The 14676-nt window shown below is 63.0% G+C and carries 18 protein-coding genes; 5 read left to right on the top strand and 13 right to left on the bottom strand.

Annotated features, from left to right (window positions below):
* Window positions 1-3: 3 nt before the first annotated feature.
* From Q5H93_RS21285 to Q5H93_RS21245, 9 genes are all read right to left on the bottom strand, one after another.
* The gene (locus Q5H93_RS21285; RefSeq protein WP_305008725.1) at window positions 4-1404 is read right to left on the bottom strand and encodes an AAA family ATPase; all 1401 of its coding nucleotides are present in this window, start codon (window positions 1402-1404) and stop codon (window positions 4-6) included.
* Between the two features lie 61 nt (window positions 1405-1465).
* On the bottom strand, window positions 1466-2158 hold the full coding sequence (locus Q5H93_RS21280) for a hypothetical protein (RefSeq protein WP_305008724.1): 693 nt from the start codon (window positions 2156-2158) through the stop codon (window positions 1466-1468).
* A gap of 466 nt (window positions 2159-2624) precedes the next feature.
* Complete coding sequence (locus Q5H93_RS21275; RefSeq protein ID WP_305008723.1) at window positions 2625-2945, bottom strand: hypothetical protein; 321 nt, start codon at window positions 2943-2945, stop codon at window positions 2625-2627.
* A 320-nt stretch (window positions 2946-3265) separates the two neighbouring features.
* The gene (locus tag Q5H93_RS21270) at window positions 3266-3955 is read right to left on the bottom strand and encodes an OmpH/Skp family outer membrane protein (protein ID WP_305008722.1); all 690 of its coding nucleotides are present in this window, start codon (window positions 3953-3955) and stop codon (window positions 3266-3268) included.
* 46 nt (window positions 3956-4001) lie between these two features.
* The gene (locus Q5H93_RS21265) at window positions 4002-4553 is read right to left on the bottom strand and encodes a GNAT family N-acetyltransferase (protein ID WP_305008721.1); all 552 of its coding nucleotides are present in this window, start codon (window positions 4551-4553) and stop codon (window positions 4002-4004) included.
* A gap of 73 nt (window positions 4554-4626) precedes the next feature.
* Window positions 4627-5598: a succinylglutamate desuccinylase/aspartoacylase family protein gene (locus Q5H93_RS21260; protein WP_305008720.1), complete on the bottom strand. Its 972-nt coding sequence runs from the start codon at window positions 5596-5598 to the stop codon at window positions 4627-4629.
* Between the two features lie 43 nt (window positions 5599-5641).
* Window positions 5642-7063 (bottom strand): hypothetical protein, encoded by a 1422-nt coding sequence (locus Q5H93_RS21255; protein ID WP_305008719.1) that lies wholly within the window; start codon window positions 7061-7063, stop codon window positions 5642-5644.
* Between the two features lie 15 nt (window positions 7064-7078).
* Window positions 7079-8026, bottom strand: a complete 948-nt coding sequence (gene rimK / locus Q5H93_RS21250; RefSeq protein ID WP_305008718.1) for a 30S ribosomal protein S6--L-glutamate ligase — start codon at window positions 8024-8026, stop codon at window positions 7079-7081.
* A gap of 52 nt (window positions 8027-8078) precedes the next feature.
* Entirely contained in the window at window positions 8079-8561 is a 483-nt protein-coding gene (locus Q5H93_RS21245; protein WP_305008717.1) for an ATP-dependent zinc protease family protein, read from the bottom strand.
* Window positions 8562-8737: 176 nt separating this feature from the next.
* On the opposite strand from Q5H93_RS21245, the gene Q5H93_RS21240 reads away from it, so the two are divergent.
* The gene (locus Q5H93_RS21240; protein WP_305008716.1) at window positions 8738-9013 is read left to right on the top strand and encodes a hypothetical protein; all 276 of its coding nucleotides are present in this window, start codon (window positions 8738-8740) and stop codon (window positions 9011-9013) included.
* Here the strand turns inward: Q5H93_RS21240 and Q5H93_RS21235 are convergent.
* The 3 genes from Q5H93_RS21235 to Q5H93_RS21225 form a co-directional block, all read right to left on the bottom strand.
* Window positions 9010-9156: a hypothetical protein gene (locus Q5H93_RS21235; protein ID WP_305008715.1), complete on the bottom strand. Its 147-nt coding sequence runs from the start codon at window positions 9154-9156 to the stop codon at window positions 9010-9012. The genes Q5H93_RS21240 and Q5H93_RS21235 overlap by 4 nt on opposite strands.
* Before the next feature lie 126 nt (window positions 9157-9282).
* Window positions 9283-10422, bottom strand: coding sequence for a PQQ-dependent sugar dehydrogenase (locus Q5H93_RS21230; RefSeq protein ID WP_305008714.1), 1140 nt, complete (start codon window positions 10420-10422; stop codon window positions 9283-9285).
* A 96-nt stretch (window positions 10423-10518) separates the two neighbouring features.
* Window positions 10519-10812, bottom strand: a complete 294-nt coding sequence (locus tag Q5H93_RS21225; protein WP_305008713.1) for a 2TM domain-containing protein — start codon at window positions 10810-10812, stop codon at window positions 10519-10521.
* A 132-nt stretch (window positions 10813-10944) separates the two neighbouring features.
* On the opposite strand from Q5H93_RS21225, the gene Q5H93_RS21220 reads away from it, so the two are divergent.
* Complete coding sequence (locus tag Q5H93_RS21220; protein WP_305008712.1) at window positions 10945-11481, top strand: O-acetyl-ADP-ribose deacetylase; 537 nt, start codon at window positions 10945-10947, stop codon at window positions 11479-11481.
* 132 nt (window positions 11482-11613) lie between these two features.
* Here the strand turns inward: Q5H93_RS21220 and Q5H93_RS21215 are convergent, their stop codons facing one another.
* Entirely contained in the window at window positions 11614-12624 is a 1011-nt protein-coding gene (locus Q5H93_RS21215; RefSeq protein ID WP_305008711.1) for a hypothetical protein, read from the bottom strand.
* Between the two features lie 114 nt (window positions 12625-12738).
* Between Q5H93_RS21215 and Q5H93_RS21210 the strand changes: the two genes are divergently transcribed.
* Genes Q5H93_RS21210 through Q5H93_RS21200 form a run of 3 tightly spaced genes read left to right on the top strand, consistent with a single transcriptional unit; the run spans window position 12739 to window position 14551 of the window.
* Window positions 12739-13359, top strand: coding sequence for a class I SAM-dependent methyltransferase (locus Q5H93_RS21210; RefSeq protein ID WP_305008710.1), 621 nt, complete (start codon window positions 12739-12741; stop codon window positions 13357-13359).
* Window positions 13356-13847 (top strand): hypothetical protein, encoded by a 492-nt coding sequence (locus Q5H93_RS21205; protein WP_305008709.1) that lies wholly within the window; start codon window positions 13356-13358, stop codon window positions 13845-13847. Before Q5H93_RS21210 ends, Q5H93_RS21205 begins: the two co-directional genes overlap by 4 nt.
* Window positions 13832-14551, top strand: coding sequence for a TIGR04283 family arsenosugar biosynthesis glycosyltransferase (locus tag Q5H93_RS21200; protein WP_305008708.1), 720 nt, complete (start codon window positions 13832-13834; stop codon window positions 14549-14551). Before Q5H93_RS21205 ends, Q5H93_RS21200 begins: the two co-directional genes overlap by 16 nt.
* Window positions 14552-14676: the final 125 nt, after the last annotated feature.

Genomic DNA, 14676 nt, shown 5'->3' with positions numbered 1-14676 from the left:
ACTCTACTCGGCTGAATCGTTGTCGGCCTGCCGCTGCAAGCCCTCCATGCGCAGCAGCTCTCCGGGCGTAAACAGCCGCTTGCGCACCGACTCCAGCTGCCCCGCATCGAGCGGGCCCACGCGGGTGGCGTCGCCCACCTTCTCCACCACCAGAAACGACTCGGCCGGCAGGTGGTCGAGCATGTCGGGGCTGTGCGTCGTCACCAGCACCTGGCTGCGCAGGCTGGCCTCGTCGAGCACGCCCGCCAGCACCGCCAGCGCCCCGGGGTGGATATTAGCCTCCGGCTCCTCAATACTGATAAACGGCTGGGCCGGTTCCTGGTACAGCGCCGCCAGCAGCCCCAGCATCCGAATGGTGCCGTCCGATTCCTGCCCGAGGTAGGAGGCGCGGGGCTTGGTAGGGTCGTCGGTGTGGTAAAGGAGTTTGGTGGCGAGGTAGCCGCCTACGGATTCTATTTCGATGGTATCAAAGCCTGCTACAGCTTGACGTAAGGCAAACTGCAAATCAGGCCAGTTCGATTCATCATAACGCTTTATTCGGCGTATTACCGCAGCCATATTACGCCCACTTTCGTCAAAAGGACTTTCCTTTAATATCTGCTGGGGCTGCCTTAAGTCAGTAGGATTTAATGTAAAAAAGCTACTATCAGTTATTTCTTCCACGAATCGGTTAACAGCTTCTCGGAATTTAGTCCACCATTTTACTTCTTTTTCAAGTAAATCTTGCTCTGTGAAGCTGTGCGATGACCTAACCTTAGCACCAAATAAGGACTTACTGAAATGGAATAGGTCTACAAGTTTAGTATCCCCTGATGGGGCATCTACTGATGGTGGCAAAAATCTTCTTTTCCCCAAATCAGCCACCCATTCTCCATCCCCCAATTTCCCCGAAACGACGTTCCCTTTCTTCAATATAGTAAGTTTGGGAAATTCGTCTTGCTCTGCCGAAAGAGCCAATGTCTGCTTTTCAGTATAGGCCTCGCCATAGGCTGATTTCTTTACTACAAACTCATATTTAAGCTGTACCACTGGACTTATACCAGTAGCAGAAAATTCAGGTTCCCCTGCTTCATCCACTCCATTAAACTCAACCTCAATATATTCTTTGAGGGAGAACGTCAGCCCAATCGTAATTCCCTCTCCCTCCGTCCCCCACCGCTGAATCACCCCCATCCCCTCCCTATCCATCACCGCCTGGTCGAGCCCGCGCGCAAACACGTCGCGCACGAAGCGCAGGGCATCCACCACGTTGCTTTTGCCCGAGCCGTTGGGGCCCACCAGCACGGTGAGGGGCGAGAGCGGAATATCCAGCTCCGCGATGCTGCGGAAATTCTTGACGCGCAGCCGCGTCAGGCGCATCGGCAATTCGCTGGGCTTGGGGGCGGTTTCGGGGGCTTGGGGCATGGGCGCAAATGTAGCCAATAACCGAAAAGGCCCCGCCTTACCGGCGGGGCCTTCCCGTTTCTTAGGGCTGCGGCTTGCTGCCCCCGCCGCCCGGGCGGTTAATTATCTTGGTGTAGCTCACAAACCGTTCCCACACCGCGTGCTTGGTTTTCGAGTTCTTGTAAGCCTTCAGCTGCTTGCGGATTTCCTTAATCAGGCTGGCGTTGCGGCGCAGCAGCGCCTCCAGTTTCTTGAGGTCGGTGCTGCCGGCCGTGCGGTTCACCTGCTGCTTCACCTGTTTCTTCTCGAAGCGGTCCAACAGCTTTTCCATCTCCGTCCGGTCTTCGGCCGAAAACTCGCGCTTGGCCACCTGGGTAGCGAAGGGCTCGGCCACCTTCAACAAATTGCGCAGAATAGTCGCGAAGCTCGCATCATCGGCCTCGTTGAGGTCGGTGCGGTTGATATTCACCTTGCCGGGTAGGTCGGTATCGGTATTAGCCTTGCTGGCGGCGTAGCCCTGCATGGCCCCCGCCAGCCGCTCGCCCAGGTTCTTGAGTTGTTTTTTCGAACTGGTTTTCTGCTCAGTAGCATCGTCCGTAGCCGTTTCCAGCAGCGTCTCCGCCAGCGGCGCTATCAGGAGAGTATTGGCGGCGTGCTCGTCGCGCAAGGGAGCAATATCCTCTTCCAGCGGCTCGTAATGGGGCTTGTCGTCGGCCAGGCCTTCCACCGTGGCCTTATCGCGCAGCACCAGACTATTCATGCGGTTATTTTCCATGACGTTTAGGATGTTAAATGAACGAGCCAAACGTAGGAAATTATTCGATAATATCCTAATGCGTCCCGAGGCCCGTCGCCCCCGTCCCGACACGCGTCGCGGGCCTCCCGATGCTCGTCGCCACCGTCCCGAGTCACGTCGCCGCCATCCCGACTCACGTCGCGCCCCTCCCGACACCCGTCGCGGCCGTCCCGACCCACGTCGCGGCCGTCCCGACTCGCGCGCCGGGCTCCCCGATACCCGTCGCGGCCTTCCCGATACCCGTCGCCGCCATCCCGAGTCACGTCGCGGGCTCCCCGATACGCGTCGCCGATTTCCCGATGCCCGTCGCCGCCGTTCCGACCCACGTCGCCCTTCGCCCGCGCCCTATAATCGGCAAAACGCAATCCTACCCCCACCAAAAAAGCCCCGCCACAGCGTGGCGGGGCTTTCCCAAACATACCGGTACGGAATCAGCAGCCCTCAGCTACCAGCGGCGGCCACCACCGCGCCAGCCGCCGTGGCCGTGGTAGCCCCCCCGGCGCGGGCCGCAGTAGCCCCCGCCATTGTAGTAGCGGGGCGGCGGCGGGGGCGCGTAGTACACCACCGGCGGCGGCGGCGGCGGGGCGTAGTACACCGGTGGCGGCGGGGGCGCGTAGTACACCACCGGCGGCGGAGGCGGCAGGCAGTGGCGCGGGCCGTAGCCATAGTAGCCACCGCCGCCCACCACCACCTGCACCTGGGCCGAGGCCCCGAAGCTGCCCAGCGCCAGCAAAGCCAGCGCACCAAGCATCGATTTGATGTGCATAAAAACAGGTCGATAAACCAAGTGAACGAATAGCGGGATAAGCCGCGCAGCCCTGGGCCCCGGGTTGTGCGCGCTTACGCAACGTGGCGGTTTTCAAGGAAAACTGCGCCCGCGTGTTGCTGCCGGGGGTGGGTTGGCAAACTTCGTTCCAGCTTGTGAGGCGCACAAAAAGAACGTCATCCTGAGCCGCGCAGCGGCGAAAGGACCTCGCCCGCTTCGTTGTGGTAGTAATTAATTACTGCTGCACGCGGCGTGGGCGAGGTCCTTTCGCCGCTGCGCGGCTCAGGATGACGTTCTGTTTCTATCGTTCTGGCAGGCCCCTACCGCTTCCGGTACTGCCCGTTCAGGTACGCCAGCACCGGCACCGTGATGTCCATATCCTTGCGGCCGTAGGCAATGGTGCCGCTGGGCGCGGCGATGAGAATCAGCTTGTAGCCGTTGGCTTTGCCGTAGGCTTCCACTTTCTTGTTCACGCTCTCCAGCACGGTTTGGGTCAGCTTGGCTTCTTCCTCCTGGGCCTGGCGGCCGATTTTCTCCTGCTGCATGCCGCTTTCCTGCTGCTGGGCCTGGAGCTTCTCTTCGGCGGCGGCGCGCTGCTCGGCGCTCATGCCGGGGGCCTGCTTCTGGTAGGCCTCCACGGCCGTGCGGAAGCTGCTGATGAGGGCCTGGTTCTGGCGCTCCCAGCCCTTGGCCTTGGCCTCAAATGAGCGGCGGGCATCCTTCATGCCCTGGTAGCCATCCAGCAGGCGACCCGACTCGATGTAGGCAATTTTCTCGCCGGCCACGGCTGGGGCGGCCGCCACCTCCGCCGCCGCCGTATCGGCCGACTCGGTTACCACGGTTTCTTCCTCGGCCACCGGCGCGGCGGCCGAATCGGCCGCTACCACGGCCGTCGGGGCAGTGGCTTTAGCCACCTTGGGCGCTTTCGTGGAGCTGAAATGCAAATAAAACAGCACGGCCACAGCAATGAACAAAACGGCATTGATGGCCAGTTGCAAGGGGTTTTTCATTGGGAAAATCAAGTGAGTAAAGCACAAAAGTACACCCGCCGTCCGGCTACGCCCGCGCGGCCCATTCGCGGCCCAGCAGGGCGTACTGGTACTCGTCGCACCACTCGCCCTTGTACCACCCATTCTGCCGAAAATGGCCCTCGCGGCGCAGCCCCAGCTGCTCCACCAGCCGCACGGCGGCCGCGTTGCGCACGTCCATATTCGCTATCACGCGGTGCAGCTCAAGGGTTTCAAAACAAAACCGTAGCAGGCCCCGCAAGGCCTCCTGCGCGTAGCCCTGCCCCTGAAACGCCGCGCTGAGCGTGATGCCGATTTCGGCCAGGCGCGGGTCGTGGCCGTCGAGGTGCAGGGCGCAGTCGCCCAGCAGCAAATCGTCCTCGGCGCGGGCAATACCGATTTGCACCCACTCGCCGGGCGGCGCCGGAATGGGTTGATTGGTCTGACTGGCAATGAAAGCCTCGGCCTGCGCTTCGGTGTAGGGTTCGAAGCCCTGGTAGCGGGCCACATTAGGGTCGGAGCGGTAGGCGAGGAAAGCAGGCAGGTCGGCGGGGCGCAGGGGGCGTAGCGTAAGGCGGGAAGTGAATAAGGTGAATGACATAAGCGGTAGCGCGGACTTTGGCTTCGCCGACCTTCGGTTGCAGTTCGCGAGTCTGAACGTTATCAATCGCGGACTACAAAGTCCGCGCTACTTCGGGCACCGCCACGTGCAGCAGGGCGTCGCCCTGGTTCACCACCGGCATGTGGTTCAGCCCAATCACGTAGCCGCTCACCGGCGATTCCAGCCGCACGGCCTGCTCGCCGTAAGGGTCGGCCACCGAGCCGTATATCTGGCCTTTTTCGAGGTACTGCCCGTTCTCAACGTGGGCCCGGAACAGCCCCGCGTAGCGCGCCCGCAGCCAGGTTTGGCGCCGGCACACGATGGTGGGGCGCGCCGGCGGCGGCCCCTCGGCCCCCATGCCCAGGTGGTGTAGCACCCGCAGCGTACCCGCCACCGCCTCCTCGATGCCGTGCTCATCCAGCCGCAGGCTTTCGCCGGTTTCGTACACGATAATGCGCTTGCCCCGCGCCTGTGCCGCCTCGCGCAATGACCCCGCCCGCAGGGCCGCGTGCAGCGTGAAGGGCGCCGCAAAGGCCGCCGCCAGCGCATCCGTCTCGGCATCGACGCCCAGTTGGCAGCGCACCTGCGGGAAGTTGGCCCGCGCCGCGCCGCCGGTATGAAAATCAATCCCGTAGTCAATCAGCGGCATAATCTCGCGCATGAAGCGGTGGGCCACCCGCCCCGCCAGCGAGCCCCGCGGGAAGCCCGGAAACGAGCGGTTCACATCCTTGCCATCGGGCACGTCGCGGCTGAAATTCAAAAAGCCGTAGATATTGAGAATGGGAATGGCGATGACGGTGCCCCGCGTAGGCTGCAGCAGCTCGCGCCGCACCATGCGCCGGATGGTTTCGATGCCGTTTACCTCGTCGCCGTGCATGCCGCCCATCAGTAGCAGCGTGGGGCCGGGCTCGTGGGCCCGCAGCACATGCACCGGCACGTCGATAACGGTGCCGGAGGGCAGCTTCGAAATCACGAGCCGCGTGAGTACCCGCTCGCCGGGCTGAATGGCGAGGCCGTTGAGGTGGATAGCGTCGGAATCGGGCATCGGCAGGGTGATAAGCCTGCAAGTAACAACGCCCGCCGTTAATCTACTGATAATACAGTTTTCGTGTGGGGGTGACGCTCCAGTAATAGAGCAGCTCGGCATTGGTGGCCGATTGCTGCGGGTCGGTCAAAGGCACCCACGACATTACCTTGCAATCGGCGGGCAGGCGCACTACTGGCGCTGGTGACTGCGCCAGCAGCTGCAGGCCGGCGCGCTCGCAATGGTTGTTTTCGCCGCGGTACCAGAGGTGATAATCGGCCCCGACGAAAACGCCCGTAAGCGCCAGCACGCCGCCCAGGTACCAGCGCCGGGCGCGGGCGGGCAGGTTGCCCAGCAGGTGCAGCGTCGAAACGCCGTAGGCCAGCAGCAGGCCCAGCAGCACCGGCAGCGCCGAGTCGTTGCGCACCAGGTAGTCGCGGTAGGGCCGATGGCCGCCCAGCGGCAGCAGCAGCAGGTAGAGCCCGGCAAACACCGCCATCCAGCGCAGCAGCTGGCGCACCCGCTGCCCCTCGGCCGTGGGCCGCGTGAAGCGCCGCACCAACTGCCCGTTCAGCACCACAAACAGCACCAGCAATGGCAGCCCGAGCTTGCCCGTCAGCGCATTCCAGATGCCCTGCGGCAGGCGCTGATACAGCGCGCCCAGGGTGTAGAGATGACTGTTCTCAGCATTGTTGCGCCCAATGAAGAGCGAGTAGGCGCACAGCGCCCCCAGCCACAAGCCCAGCCCCAGCGCCTGCCCCGACCACCACGCCGGCCACTGCCCGGTACGGTACCGCTGCGCGGCCCCCTGCCCAGCCATCAGTAGCCCCAGCACGGCCACGGCGGCCGTCACCACCGCCCCGTTGAAGGCCAGCACCACCGCCAGCATCGCCCATAGCCCAACCACCGGGGCTGGCAGCCGCAGCGGCTGCGCCCGACTAGCCGCCCGCCCAAACGGCAGCAGCCACAGCAGCAGCAAGGCCAGCGGAAAGGCGTAAAAGAAGGTGTAAGTCAGCGAACGGGAGAGAATGCCCATCTGCGCGCCGAAGCTGGTGAGCTGAAACAGCGGCGTGAGCAGGGCCGCCGTCAGCCAGCTACCGGCGCGGCCCAGCGTGGGCAGCAGCCGCCGCGCGTGAGCCGCCAGCAGCCCCAGCAGCAGGGCCTGCACGGCAGCATTGAACAGCGCGGCGGCCAGGTAAATGCTGTCGATGGGCGCGGCGACGGCCTGCAGCCAACGCGGCACCTGCCGCCAGTAGCCCACCATCGCCGCGTGAGCAAAAAACCGGTTGGGCGCCGCATAAACAGCGTTTTTGGAAAGCACGGCCCAGCCAAAAGGGTCGTGCAGCACGGGCTGGTACCACGCACTGGGCAACACAATCGCCGCCAGGTCGCCGTCGAGCGGCAGGTAATAGCTCTGGGCAAAAGTGTGCGCCAGGTCGAGCAGCACCAGCAGCACCAGCAGCCACGTCAGGTAGCGGTTCTTCATGGCCAGCCCCGCGAGCTAGCGCCCCTTCGGAATATCCGACTGCATATCCACGGCCTCCGGTCCTTTCTTCACCTTCTTCACCTTCTTTTTCACCGCCAGCGCCGCCGTGTAGTCGATAATGCGCCCGGCAATGTCCAGCGCCGTGGCCTTTTCGATGCCTTCCAGGCCCGGCGAGGAGTTCACTTCCAGCACCAGCGGGCCGCGGGCGCTTTGCAGCATATCCACACCCGCGATGCCCAGGCCCAGGGCCTTGGTGGCCAGCAGGGCGGCGGCTTTTTCGGCGCGGCTCAGCTTCACGAGGGTGCCGGTGCCGCCGCGGTGCAGGTTCGAGCGGAATTCGCCCTCCTTGCCCTGGCGCTTCATGGCCCCCACCACTTCGCCATTCACCACGAAGGCGCGCAGGTCGGCGCCCTTGCTTTCGGCGATGAACTCCTGCACGATGATGCGGGCCTTGAGGTTGTGGAAGGCTTCGATGACCGATTGGGCGGCTTTGGCGCTCTCGGCCAGCACCACGCCCAGGCCCTGCGTGCCTTCGAGCAGCTTGATGATGACCGGCGCGCCGCCCACCTGCTGAATCATGGCCGGCACGTCTTCGGAGTAGTTGGTGAAGGCGGTTTTGGGCATGCCCACGCCGGCGCGGCTCAGAATCTGCATCGAGCGCAGCTTGTCGCGCGAGCGCACAATGGCTTGGCTATCCACGGCCGTGCGCACTTTCATCATCTCAAACTGCCGCACCACGGCCGTGCCGTAGAACGTGACCGAGGCGCCGATGCGCGGGATGATGGCGTCGATGTCTTCCACGGGCTGGCCCTGGTAGATGATGCCCGGGCGGCCCTTCTCCAGCACCAGATTGCACTGCAGGTGGTCGAGCACCAGGGCCTCGTGGCCGCGCGCGGCGGCGGCTTCCACCAGCCGCTTGGTAGAGTACGATTTGGGCTCGCGGGATAGGATGGCCAGCTTCATTGGGTGGGGTGGGTGGTGGATGGGTGGGGGGCTCCGCCGCCCCAAAATTAGGTCAGGACGAACGGCGCCGCCCAGCGGCGCGTTCCTGCGCCCGGCGCGAAAGATTGCGCCGGGCCACGTCGACCACGAAGCGGCCCTGCCGCAACAGACTGCGACCCAGCAGTACGGGGTACTTCATGTCGGAGCGGTCGGAGAGCGAAAATTCGGCGGTAAAATCTTCGCCGTACAACCGCACCACCGCCCGGATGACGTAGCGCTCCTGCACCTCGCCGTTGCTGGAGCGGATGTCGCGCAGCCCGAAATCGGCAAATTCCAGGGGCTGGCCGTCGAAGCCGGGGTGGTCGGGGTCGAGCAGGCGCACGCACAGCACGGGGCGGCCCTGGGCGTCGGCCTCGGTGTGAATGTCGGTGCAGTGGATGGCGCTGGTATAGGCGCCGGTATCGACCTTGGCCTCTATCCCCACCAATGCAAAGGCAGGAAAGTCGACCAGCTCGCGGCGGCCAAGCAGTCGTTTAGGAGGGCGGGCAGCGGACATAAGGAGAAAGCGGGCTAATCGAGGGCTAAGCTACTGCATTTCTTTTTGCAGCACGGAGTTTCGTTGCTACGCTACCCGAACCGGGTACCGGCGGCCTGGTCGTCGACCCCAGCACTACTTAACGTATTAAGGTGACAACTGGCGGTATTAATGTATTAATTATACATATTGGCTACATGAGTCACCCAATCACTGGCAATAACAGCCTTATTGGTTACTTTATTCGCTGTATCAGCTACGTGCATAGCAACTTTGGTGGCCTCATTATCAATTTAGGCGGTACTAGCGGCCAAATTGAATGCACAAATAGCCACATCGGCGCCAGCACTAAACGTAATGGTTGTGCCAGCAGCCGTATTGGTTATTCCATCAGGCGTATTACTGACAGTGCCAGCTGCATTGGTGGCATCAGTATCCACATTGGTGCTGGCAGTAGCGGCACGGGCTTTTAGCGCGGCCCTTCCACCCGCAGCGTCAGGCACGAATCGGCCGCGTAGAGGTAGCGCCGGGCGATGAGGCGCCGGGCGCAAAGCCCGCTAGCGCCTGCCCGGTGGTAGACAGCACCAGCAGCGTCTCGTAATCGGCGGAGCATCAAGGGTTGTGGGTTGGGGCGCGCCGGAGCTGCCCAGGCGGCGCGCACGACTTCAACCACCCCCGTTTTTGCTGCGCAAAAACATCCCCTCCTCTTCTGAGGAGGGGAGTTTTCGTTCTTTTCGCTGCCCTAGCCGCCGTACGAAATCCGGTACACGGCGTCGTTCTGGTCGTCGCTCACCAGCAGCGAGCCGTCGGGCAGCACCAGCAGGCACACGGGGCGGCCCCAGGGCTGCTGGCCCTGTAGCCAGCCTTCAGCAAAGGGCTCGTAGCTCAGGGCTTTGGTGCCGGTGGCGTCGAGCTTCACCAGCATAATGCGGTAACCGCTTTTGCTGCTGCGGTTCCAGGAGCCGTGCTCGGGGATAAGAATCTGGTTGCGGTAGGCGGCCGGGAATTGCTTGCCGGTGTAGAACTTCATGCCCAGCGCGGCCACGTGCGGGCCCAGCTTGCGGGCGGGCTTCACGAAGTTGTCGGCCGACTGCCCGGGGCCAAAATCCGGGTCGGGCACGTCGCCAGCGAAGTAGTGCGGGAAGCCAAAGTGTAACCCGGCCTTGGGCGCCCGGTTGAGCTCGTCGGCGGGCTGGTCGTCGCCCATATTGTCGCGGCCGTTGTCAGTAAACCACAGCTCTTTCGTGACGGGGTGCCAGTCGAAACCAACCGTATTGCGTACGCCCCTGGCGTAGTTCTGGAAGCCCGTGCCGTCAGCCTTCAATCGGTTGATGGTGGCGTACACCGGCTTTTTGGGCTGGCAGGAGTTGCAGGGCGCGCCCACGGGCACGTAGAGCAGCCCATCCGGACCAAAAGCAATATAGCGCCAGCCATGCCACTCGTCGGCGGGTAGCTTGTCGTACACCACGCTGGGCTTCGGGGCCTTTTTCAGGTTCGCCGCGATGTTATCGAAGCGAATAATGCGGTTGATTTCGGCCACGTAAAGGCTGCCCTGGCGCAGGGCCACGCCGTTGGGGCTGTTGAGGCCTTTGGCGATGACGATGACCTCATCGGCCTTGCCGTCGTGGTTTTTATCGGGCAGCGCATACACCTTGCCCTGCTCCTTCGAGCCCACGTACACCGTGCCGTTGGCCCCCACGGCCAGTTCGCGGGCGCCGCTCACGCCCTGCGCGAAGTAGCTGATGCGGAAGCCTGCCGGCAGCTTGATTTTGGCTAGGTTGGCGTCGGCCACGGGGGCGGTGGGTGCAGGGCGGGCGGCCACGGCAGCGGCCAGCGCCAGCGTGGGCAGGCCGAGGGCGGCCAGCAGTCGGAAAGTATTCATGGCCTGCTAACCGGGGCGGGACAGGCAAGGTTACACAATAGTCAGCCTGACCGCCGTTTAGTGCACAGCGCGTACCAGCAGCCAGGGTGCAACGCGCTATCCTTGCCGCTCCCGCGTCAGCCGCTCGTATTCGCGCTCGGCCAAGCTCTGTTTGTTCCAGCCGCCGTAGGTGCGCACGCCCTGAAAAAACAGCCCGATGCCCCAGAATACGGTAGACCATACCGGCCAGGGCAGAGGGTCGTAGTGCCCGTGGTCGGTCACGCCCCAGATAAGCCACAGCAGGGCATTCACCGCGAGGTACGTAAACAGGTGCGACTTGAAGCGGGCGCGGCTTTTGGCCAGTTGCCAGAGTTGCGGGTCGCGGGCGGGGATGAGGTTCGTGGGTTCCATAAGAGAGGTATTTTGTGGTGGTTGATGATGTAAAACAGCACTTTTTCACCCCCCGGCCGCAAATTCCCGTTACCCAAGCCGCAACTTTTCTGGCTGAAACGCCGAAAACCGCTCCCTAAGCGTCCGCCTCTTATGCCCATTCCTCCCGATTCCCGCCTGCGCCTCGTGCAGGGCGACATTACCAGCCGCCCGGTCACGGCCATCGTCAATGCCGCCAATTCCAGCCTGCTCGGCGGGGGCGGCGTCGATGGGGCCATCCACCGCGCCGGCGGCCCCCAGATTCTGGAGGAGTGCCGGCATCTGCGCGAACGACTATACCCTTTAGGCCTGCCAACGGGCAAAGCTGTTGCCACTACCGGAGGGAAACTACCAGCAAAAGTCGTTATTCACACGGCAGGTCCAGTCTGGCACGGCGGCCATCAGCATGAGGCAGAGGAATTAGCTTCTTGTTATCAGAGTTGCTTGAAAATCGCAGCGGGCCGGCAGTCGGAGAGCGTCGCCTTTCCCGGTATCAGCACCGGCATCTACGGTTATCCCAAAAAAGAAGCCGCCGCCATTGCGGTGCGCGAGGTGCGGCAGTTTCTGAGCGAGAATGAGTTTCCGCAGGTGGTGGAGTTCGTGGTGTTTGACGATGAAAGCCGGCGAATTTACGAGCGGGAGTTGGCGTAAATGGGCGAAGTGGTCGGGCGAATTCCGCGCAGCGGTTCGTACTACCACTCTGACGTTGTTATGACCGCACAACCGCACCAAACGACAAAGTGGTAGCACGAACCGCTACGCGGAATTCGTACTACCACTCCCCTACTTCTTCTTAAACGGGCTCGGCACCAGCGTATGTCGCTCGTTCAGCGTGGCCTTGTCGGCCAGGTATTTCTCATAAATGCGCGGGTCAATTTTCTTGCGGTTGATGAAGAACAAGCCCGCATCAAAGCCGCGCCGGCGCACCCACTCATTCTCCACGTAGGCCACCAGCCGCTCCGAGAAGTAGTACGGCTGCACCGGCCGCCCGTAGCTGCCGGTGAAATACTGTTCGGCCTGCACTGGTGGGCGCTGGAAGCCGGGCCGCCCGCGCCGCAGCCGCTCCACGTCGCGCACCCAGCTGCCGTTGATGATGTTCATGGCCGGGTAAGGTGAAGGGTTGCCCCACATGACCTTTTTGCCCGGCCCGTTCACGTTGGCAAACCACGGCAGATTGGCCATGATGAAGCCCGAAAAGTAGGCGTACTCCAGCGGGCTGTACTTGCGCTCGCGGAAAATCAGGGTCACTTCACGCTTTTCCTGCCGCACCACCCGCCGGAACTCCCGCCGGAACGTCGGGTCCGAAAACAGCTGCTTGGCCTCCACAAAGTCGTTGAACAGCAGCCACAGGCCATTGTAGTGCACCGAGCCGTGCAGGTAGTTCACCACGTGGGGCATGCGCCGCTCCGGCCCATGCGGAATCTCGGGCAGCTGAGCCGACTTTTTCACCATGTCGGCCAGGAAATTGCCCACCTTGCGCAGAATTACCTCGTCGGCCTCGCAGTCGAGCCCCGGCGTGGGCGCGGTCCGAAACACCACGTTTTGCGGCCACACCGGGGCGGCGGTGTCGGGGTTGAGGCCAGTGGCCCAGGGGTGGGTTTTGCTCACCAGGCCGGCCGTGAGTTTCTGCACATGCCACAGGCGCAGCACGTGGTAGGCGCCCAGGGTGTTGTGCATAATATCGCCCCGGATGATGCTAATGAGGCCGGCGGTGTTGTAGCGAGCCCGGCGCCACCAGCTTTGGGGGGCGGGCGTAGCAGCGGCAGGTGGGTTTAGGTGGGCGTAGGCTTTCATAGGAGCAGGCCGTTAGCGGTTGTTTAAAGGTACGGCAAAACCGGCGGCCCCGGCCAGCCGCCGCCCAGCGCCTATCTTGCCTCGTCGTACGCCCTTTGCTTCCCTTACTGCCGCATGAGCACCCGGCTGAATAACCTGCGTTATTTCCTCTTTGCCCGGGTGTACGACCTGGCGCTGCGGCGCTTCTACCAGCCGCTGGTGCGCCAGCTGGTGGCAGCCGTCAATGCCCAGCCTGGCCGGCGCGTGCTGGAGGTAGGCGTGGGCACGGGCATCTCGCTGCCGTTTTATAATGCGCAGCGCAAGCACGTCACGGCCATCGACTGCTCGGCGCCGATGCTGCAGGCGGCGCGGGAAAAATCCGCCCAATTTACCACGCTGCCGCTTGACTTGCAGGAAGCTTCGGCCGAGGATTACGCCAGTCGGGCCGCTGACTATGAGCAGATTGTTTTTTGCAGCGTGCTCTCAGTGGTGCAGGAGCCCGCGCAGCTATTACAGGCCTATTACGAAGCCTTGCGGCCCGGCGGCCGGCTCTACCTGCTCAACCATTTCACGCCCGCCCACGGCCCGCTCCGGCTGGCCGACCGACTGCTGACGCCCATCGGCAAAATTCTGGGCTTCCGGAATTACTTCCCGCTCAGCGCCCTCACCGCCGGCCTGCAGCACCCCGAAATAACCACCCTCAAACCTGGCTACTGGAGCATCGTGCAAATCACCAAACCCCGGCCCCTGGCATGAAAAGCAAACGTCAGCTTTTGTTTACCTGCCTGCTGCCGCTGATGGTGGCGCTGGTGATTTACGTGCTGTTTCGCTCGCCCGACACCATCGTCAATAAGCTGATTTATTCACTACTGGCCATCGAGCCGCCCATGTGGCGGCTGCGCTACGGCCAGTGGCTGGTATACAATCTGCCCGGCGCGCTCTGGATGTACGCCTTCCTGTGGTTCGGCTCGTTCTCGCGCAGCCGCCTGCTCAGTTTGCTGCCGCTGGGCATGGCCCTGGGTATCGAACTGCTGCAACTCCTGCACATCACCGACGGCACTTTCGACATCCTTGACGTCGGCTTTTACCTGCTGGTATTGGCTATTTTCGCCGCGCTGGGTGGTTTCCGCTGGTGGGGCGGCCCAAAGCCCGTGCGCAGCCGCCGCCGCTCCATCACCTACAAAGCGTTGTTTATTTCGTTCATGGTCATTGTTATCCTCTCCGACGTATGGACCCGACCCTAGCCCCCGCGCCCTACCTCTCCATCATCATCCCCGCGCTCAACGAAGCCGAGGCTCTGACGACCACCCTGCCCCACCTGGTGGCCAACATCGGCACCGGCATCGCCTGCGAAATCCTGGTCTGCGACGGCGGCAGCACCGATGGCACTGCCGCCATCGCCCACACCCACGGGGCCCAACTGCTGCTGGCCCCGCGCCGGGGTCGCGCCGCCCAGCTCAACCACGGCGCCGAAAACGCCCGTGGCGAAGTGCTCTACTTCCTGCACGCCGACACGCTGCCACCCGCCAATTTCGGCCACATCATCCGCCGCGCCCTGGCGGCCGGGTTCCGCAGCGGCTGCTTTCGCCTGCGCTTCAACGTGCGGCACTGGGTGCTGCGCACCAGCAGCTGGGCCTCGCGCTTCAACGCCCCCCACTTTCAGTTCGGCGACCAAAGCCTCTTTGTGCAAGCCCGCCTCTTCCGCCGCCTCGGTCCCTTCAACGAGCAGCTGCTGCTGATGGAAGACGTCGAAATAGTCGACCGCATCAAGCGCCTCGCCCGCTTCGTGGTGCTGCCGCAGAGCGTCGTCACCTCGGCCCGCAAGTATCTGCAGCACGGGGTAGTACGCACCGAGTTTACGCACCTTGTGGTGCATACGATGTACGTGCTGCACCTGCCGCAGCCGGCCATTGCGCGGGTATATCGGCGGATGCTGAAGAAGAAGTGAGAACAAAGCTCCCCTCCTTGGAAAGGAGGGGATGTGAGCTGCGCTGAGCAGCGAACGGGGGTGGTTCGCCCGCTCGCGCCGTCAGAACAATACCCGAACGACGCAGTAATTCTTTATCCGAAGCA

The sequence above is a fragment of the Hymenobacter aranciens genome (genome assembly GCF_030580865.1).
GTDB lineage: Bacteria > Bacteroidota > Bacteroidia > Cytophagales > Hymenobacteraceae > Hymenobacter > Hymenobacter aranciens.
Note: the sequence above shows the minus strand (reverse complement) of the source record. Positions and strands in the feature narration are given on the sequence as shown.

Bases quoted from the DNA above. Each gene is read 5' to 3' on its own strand.
- Q5H93_RS21285 (WP_305008725.1), bottom strand. From the start codon at position 1,404: ATGCCCCAAGCCCCCGAAACCGCCCCCAAGCCCAGCGAATTGCCGATG.
- Q5H93_RS21280 (WP_305008724.1), bottom strand. From the start codon at position 2,158: ATGGAAAATAACCGCATGAATAGTCTGGTGCTGCGCGATAAGGCCACG.
- Q5H93_RS21275 (WP_305008723.1), bottom strand. From the start codon at position 2,945: ATGCACATCAAATCGATGCTTGGTGCGCTGGCTTTGCTGGCGCTGGGC.
- Q5H93_RS21270 (WP_305008722.1), bottom strand. From the start codon at position 3,955: ATGAAAAACCCCTTGCAACTGGCCATCAATGCCGTTTTGTTCATTGCT.
- Q5H93_RS21265 (WP_305008721.1), bottom strand. From the start codon at position 4,553: ATGTCATTCACCTTATTCACTTCCCGCCTTACGCTACGCCCCCTGCGC.
- Q5H93_RS21260 (WP_305008720.1), bottom strand. From the start codon at position 5,598: ATGCCCGATTCCGACGCTATCCACCTCAACGGCCTCGCCATTCAGCCC.
- Q5H93_RS21255 (WP_305008719.1), bottom strand. From the start codon at position 7,063: ATGAAGAACCGCTACCTGACGTGGCTGCTGGTGCTGCTGGTGCTGCTC.
- rimK (WP_305008718.1), bottom strand. From the start codon at position 8,026: ATGAAGCTGGCCATCCTATCCCGCGAGCCCAAATCGTACTCTACCAAG.
- Q5H93_RS21245 (WP_305008717.1), bottom strand. From the start codon at position 8,561: ATGTCCGCTGCCCGCCCTCCTAAACGACTGCTTGGCCGCCGCGAGCTG.
- Q5H93_RS21240 (WP_305008716.1), top strand. From the start codon at position 8,738: ATGAGTCACCCAATCACTGGCAATAACAGCCTTATTGGTTACTTTATT.
- Q5H93_RS21230 (WP_305008714.1), bottom strand. From the start codon at position 10,422: ATGAATACTTTCCGACTGCTGGCCGCCCTCGGCCTGCCCACGCTGGCG.
- Q5H93_RS21225 (WP_305008713.1), bottom strand. From the start codon at position 10,812: ATGGAACCCACGAACCTCATCCCCGCCCGCGACCCGCAACTCTGGCAA.
- Q5H93_RS21220 (WP_305008712.1), top strand. From the start codon at position 10,945: ATGCCCATTCCTCCCGATTCCCGCCTGCGCCTCGTGCAGGGCGACATT.
- Q5H93_RS21215 (WP_305008711.1), bottom strand. From the start codon at position 12,624: ATGAAAGCCTACGCCCACCTAAACCCACCTGCCGCTGCTACGCCCGCC.
- Q5H93_RS21210 (WP_305008710.1), top strand. From the start codon at position 12,739: ATGAGCACCCGGCTGAATAACCTGCGTTATTTCCTCTTTGCCCGGGTG.
- Q5H93_RS21205 (WP_305008709.1), top strand. From the start codon at position 13,356: ATGAAAAGCAAACGTCAGCTTTTGTTTACCTGCCTGCTGCCGCTGATG.
- Q5H93_RS21200 (WP_305008708.1), top strand. From the start codon at position 13,832: ATGGACCCGACCCTAGCCCCCGCGCCCTACCTCTCCATCATCATCCCC.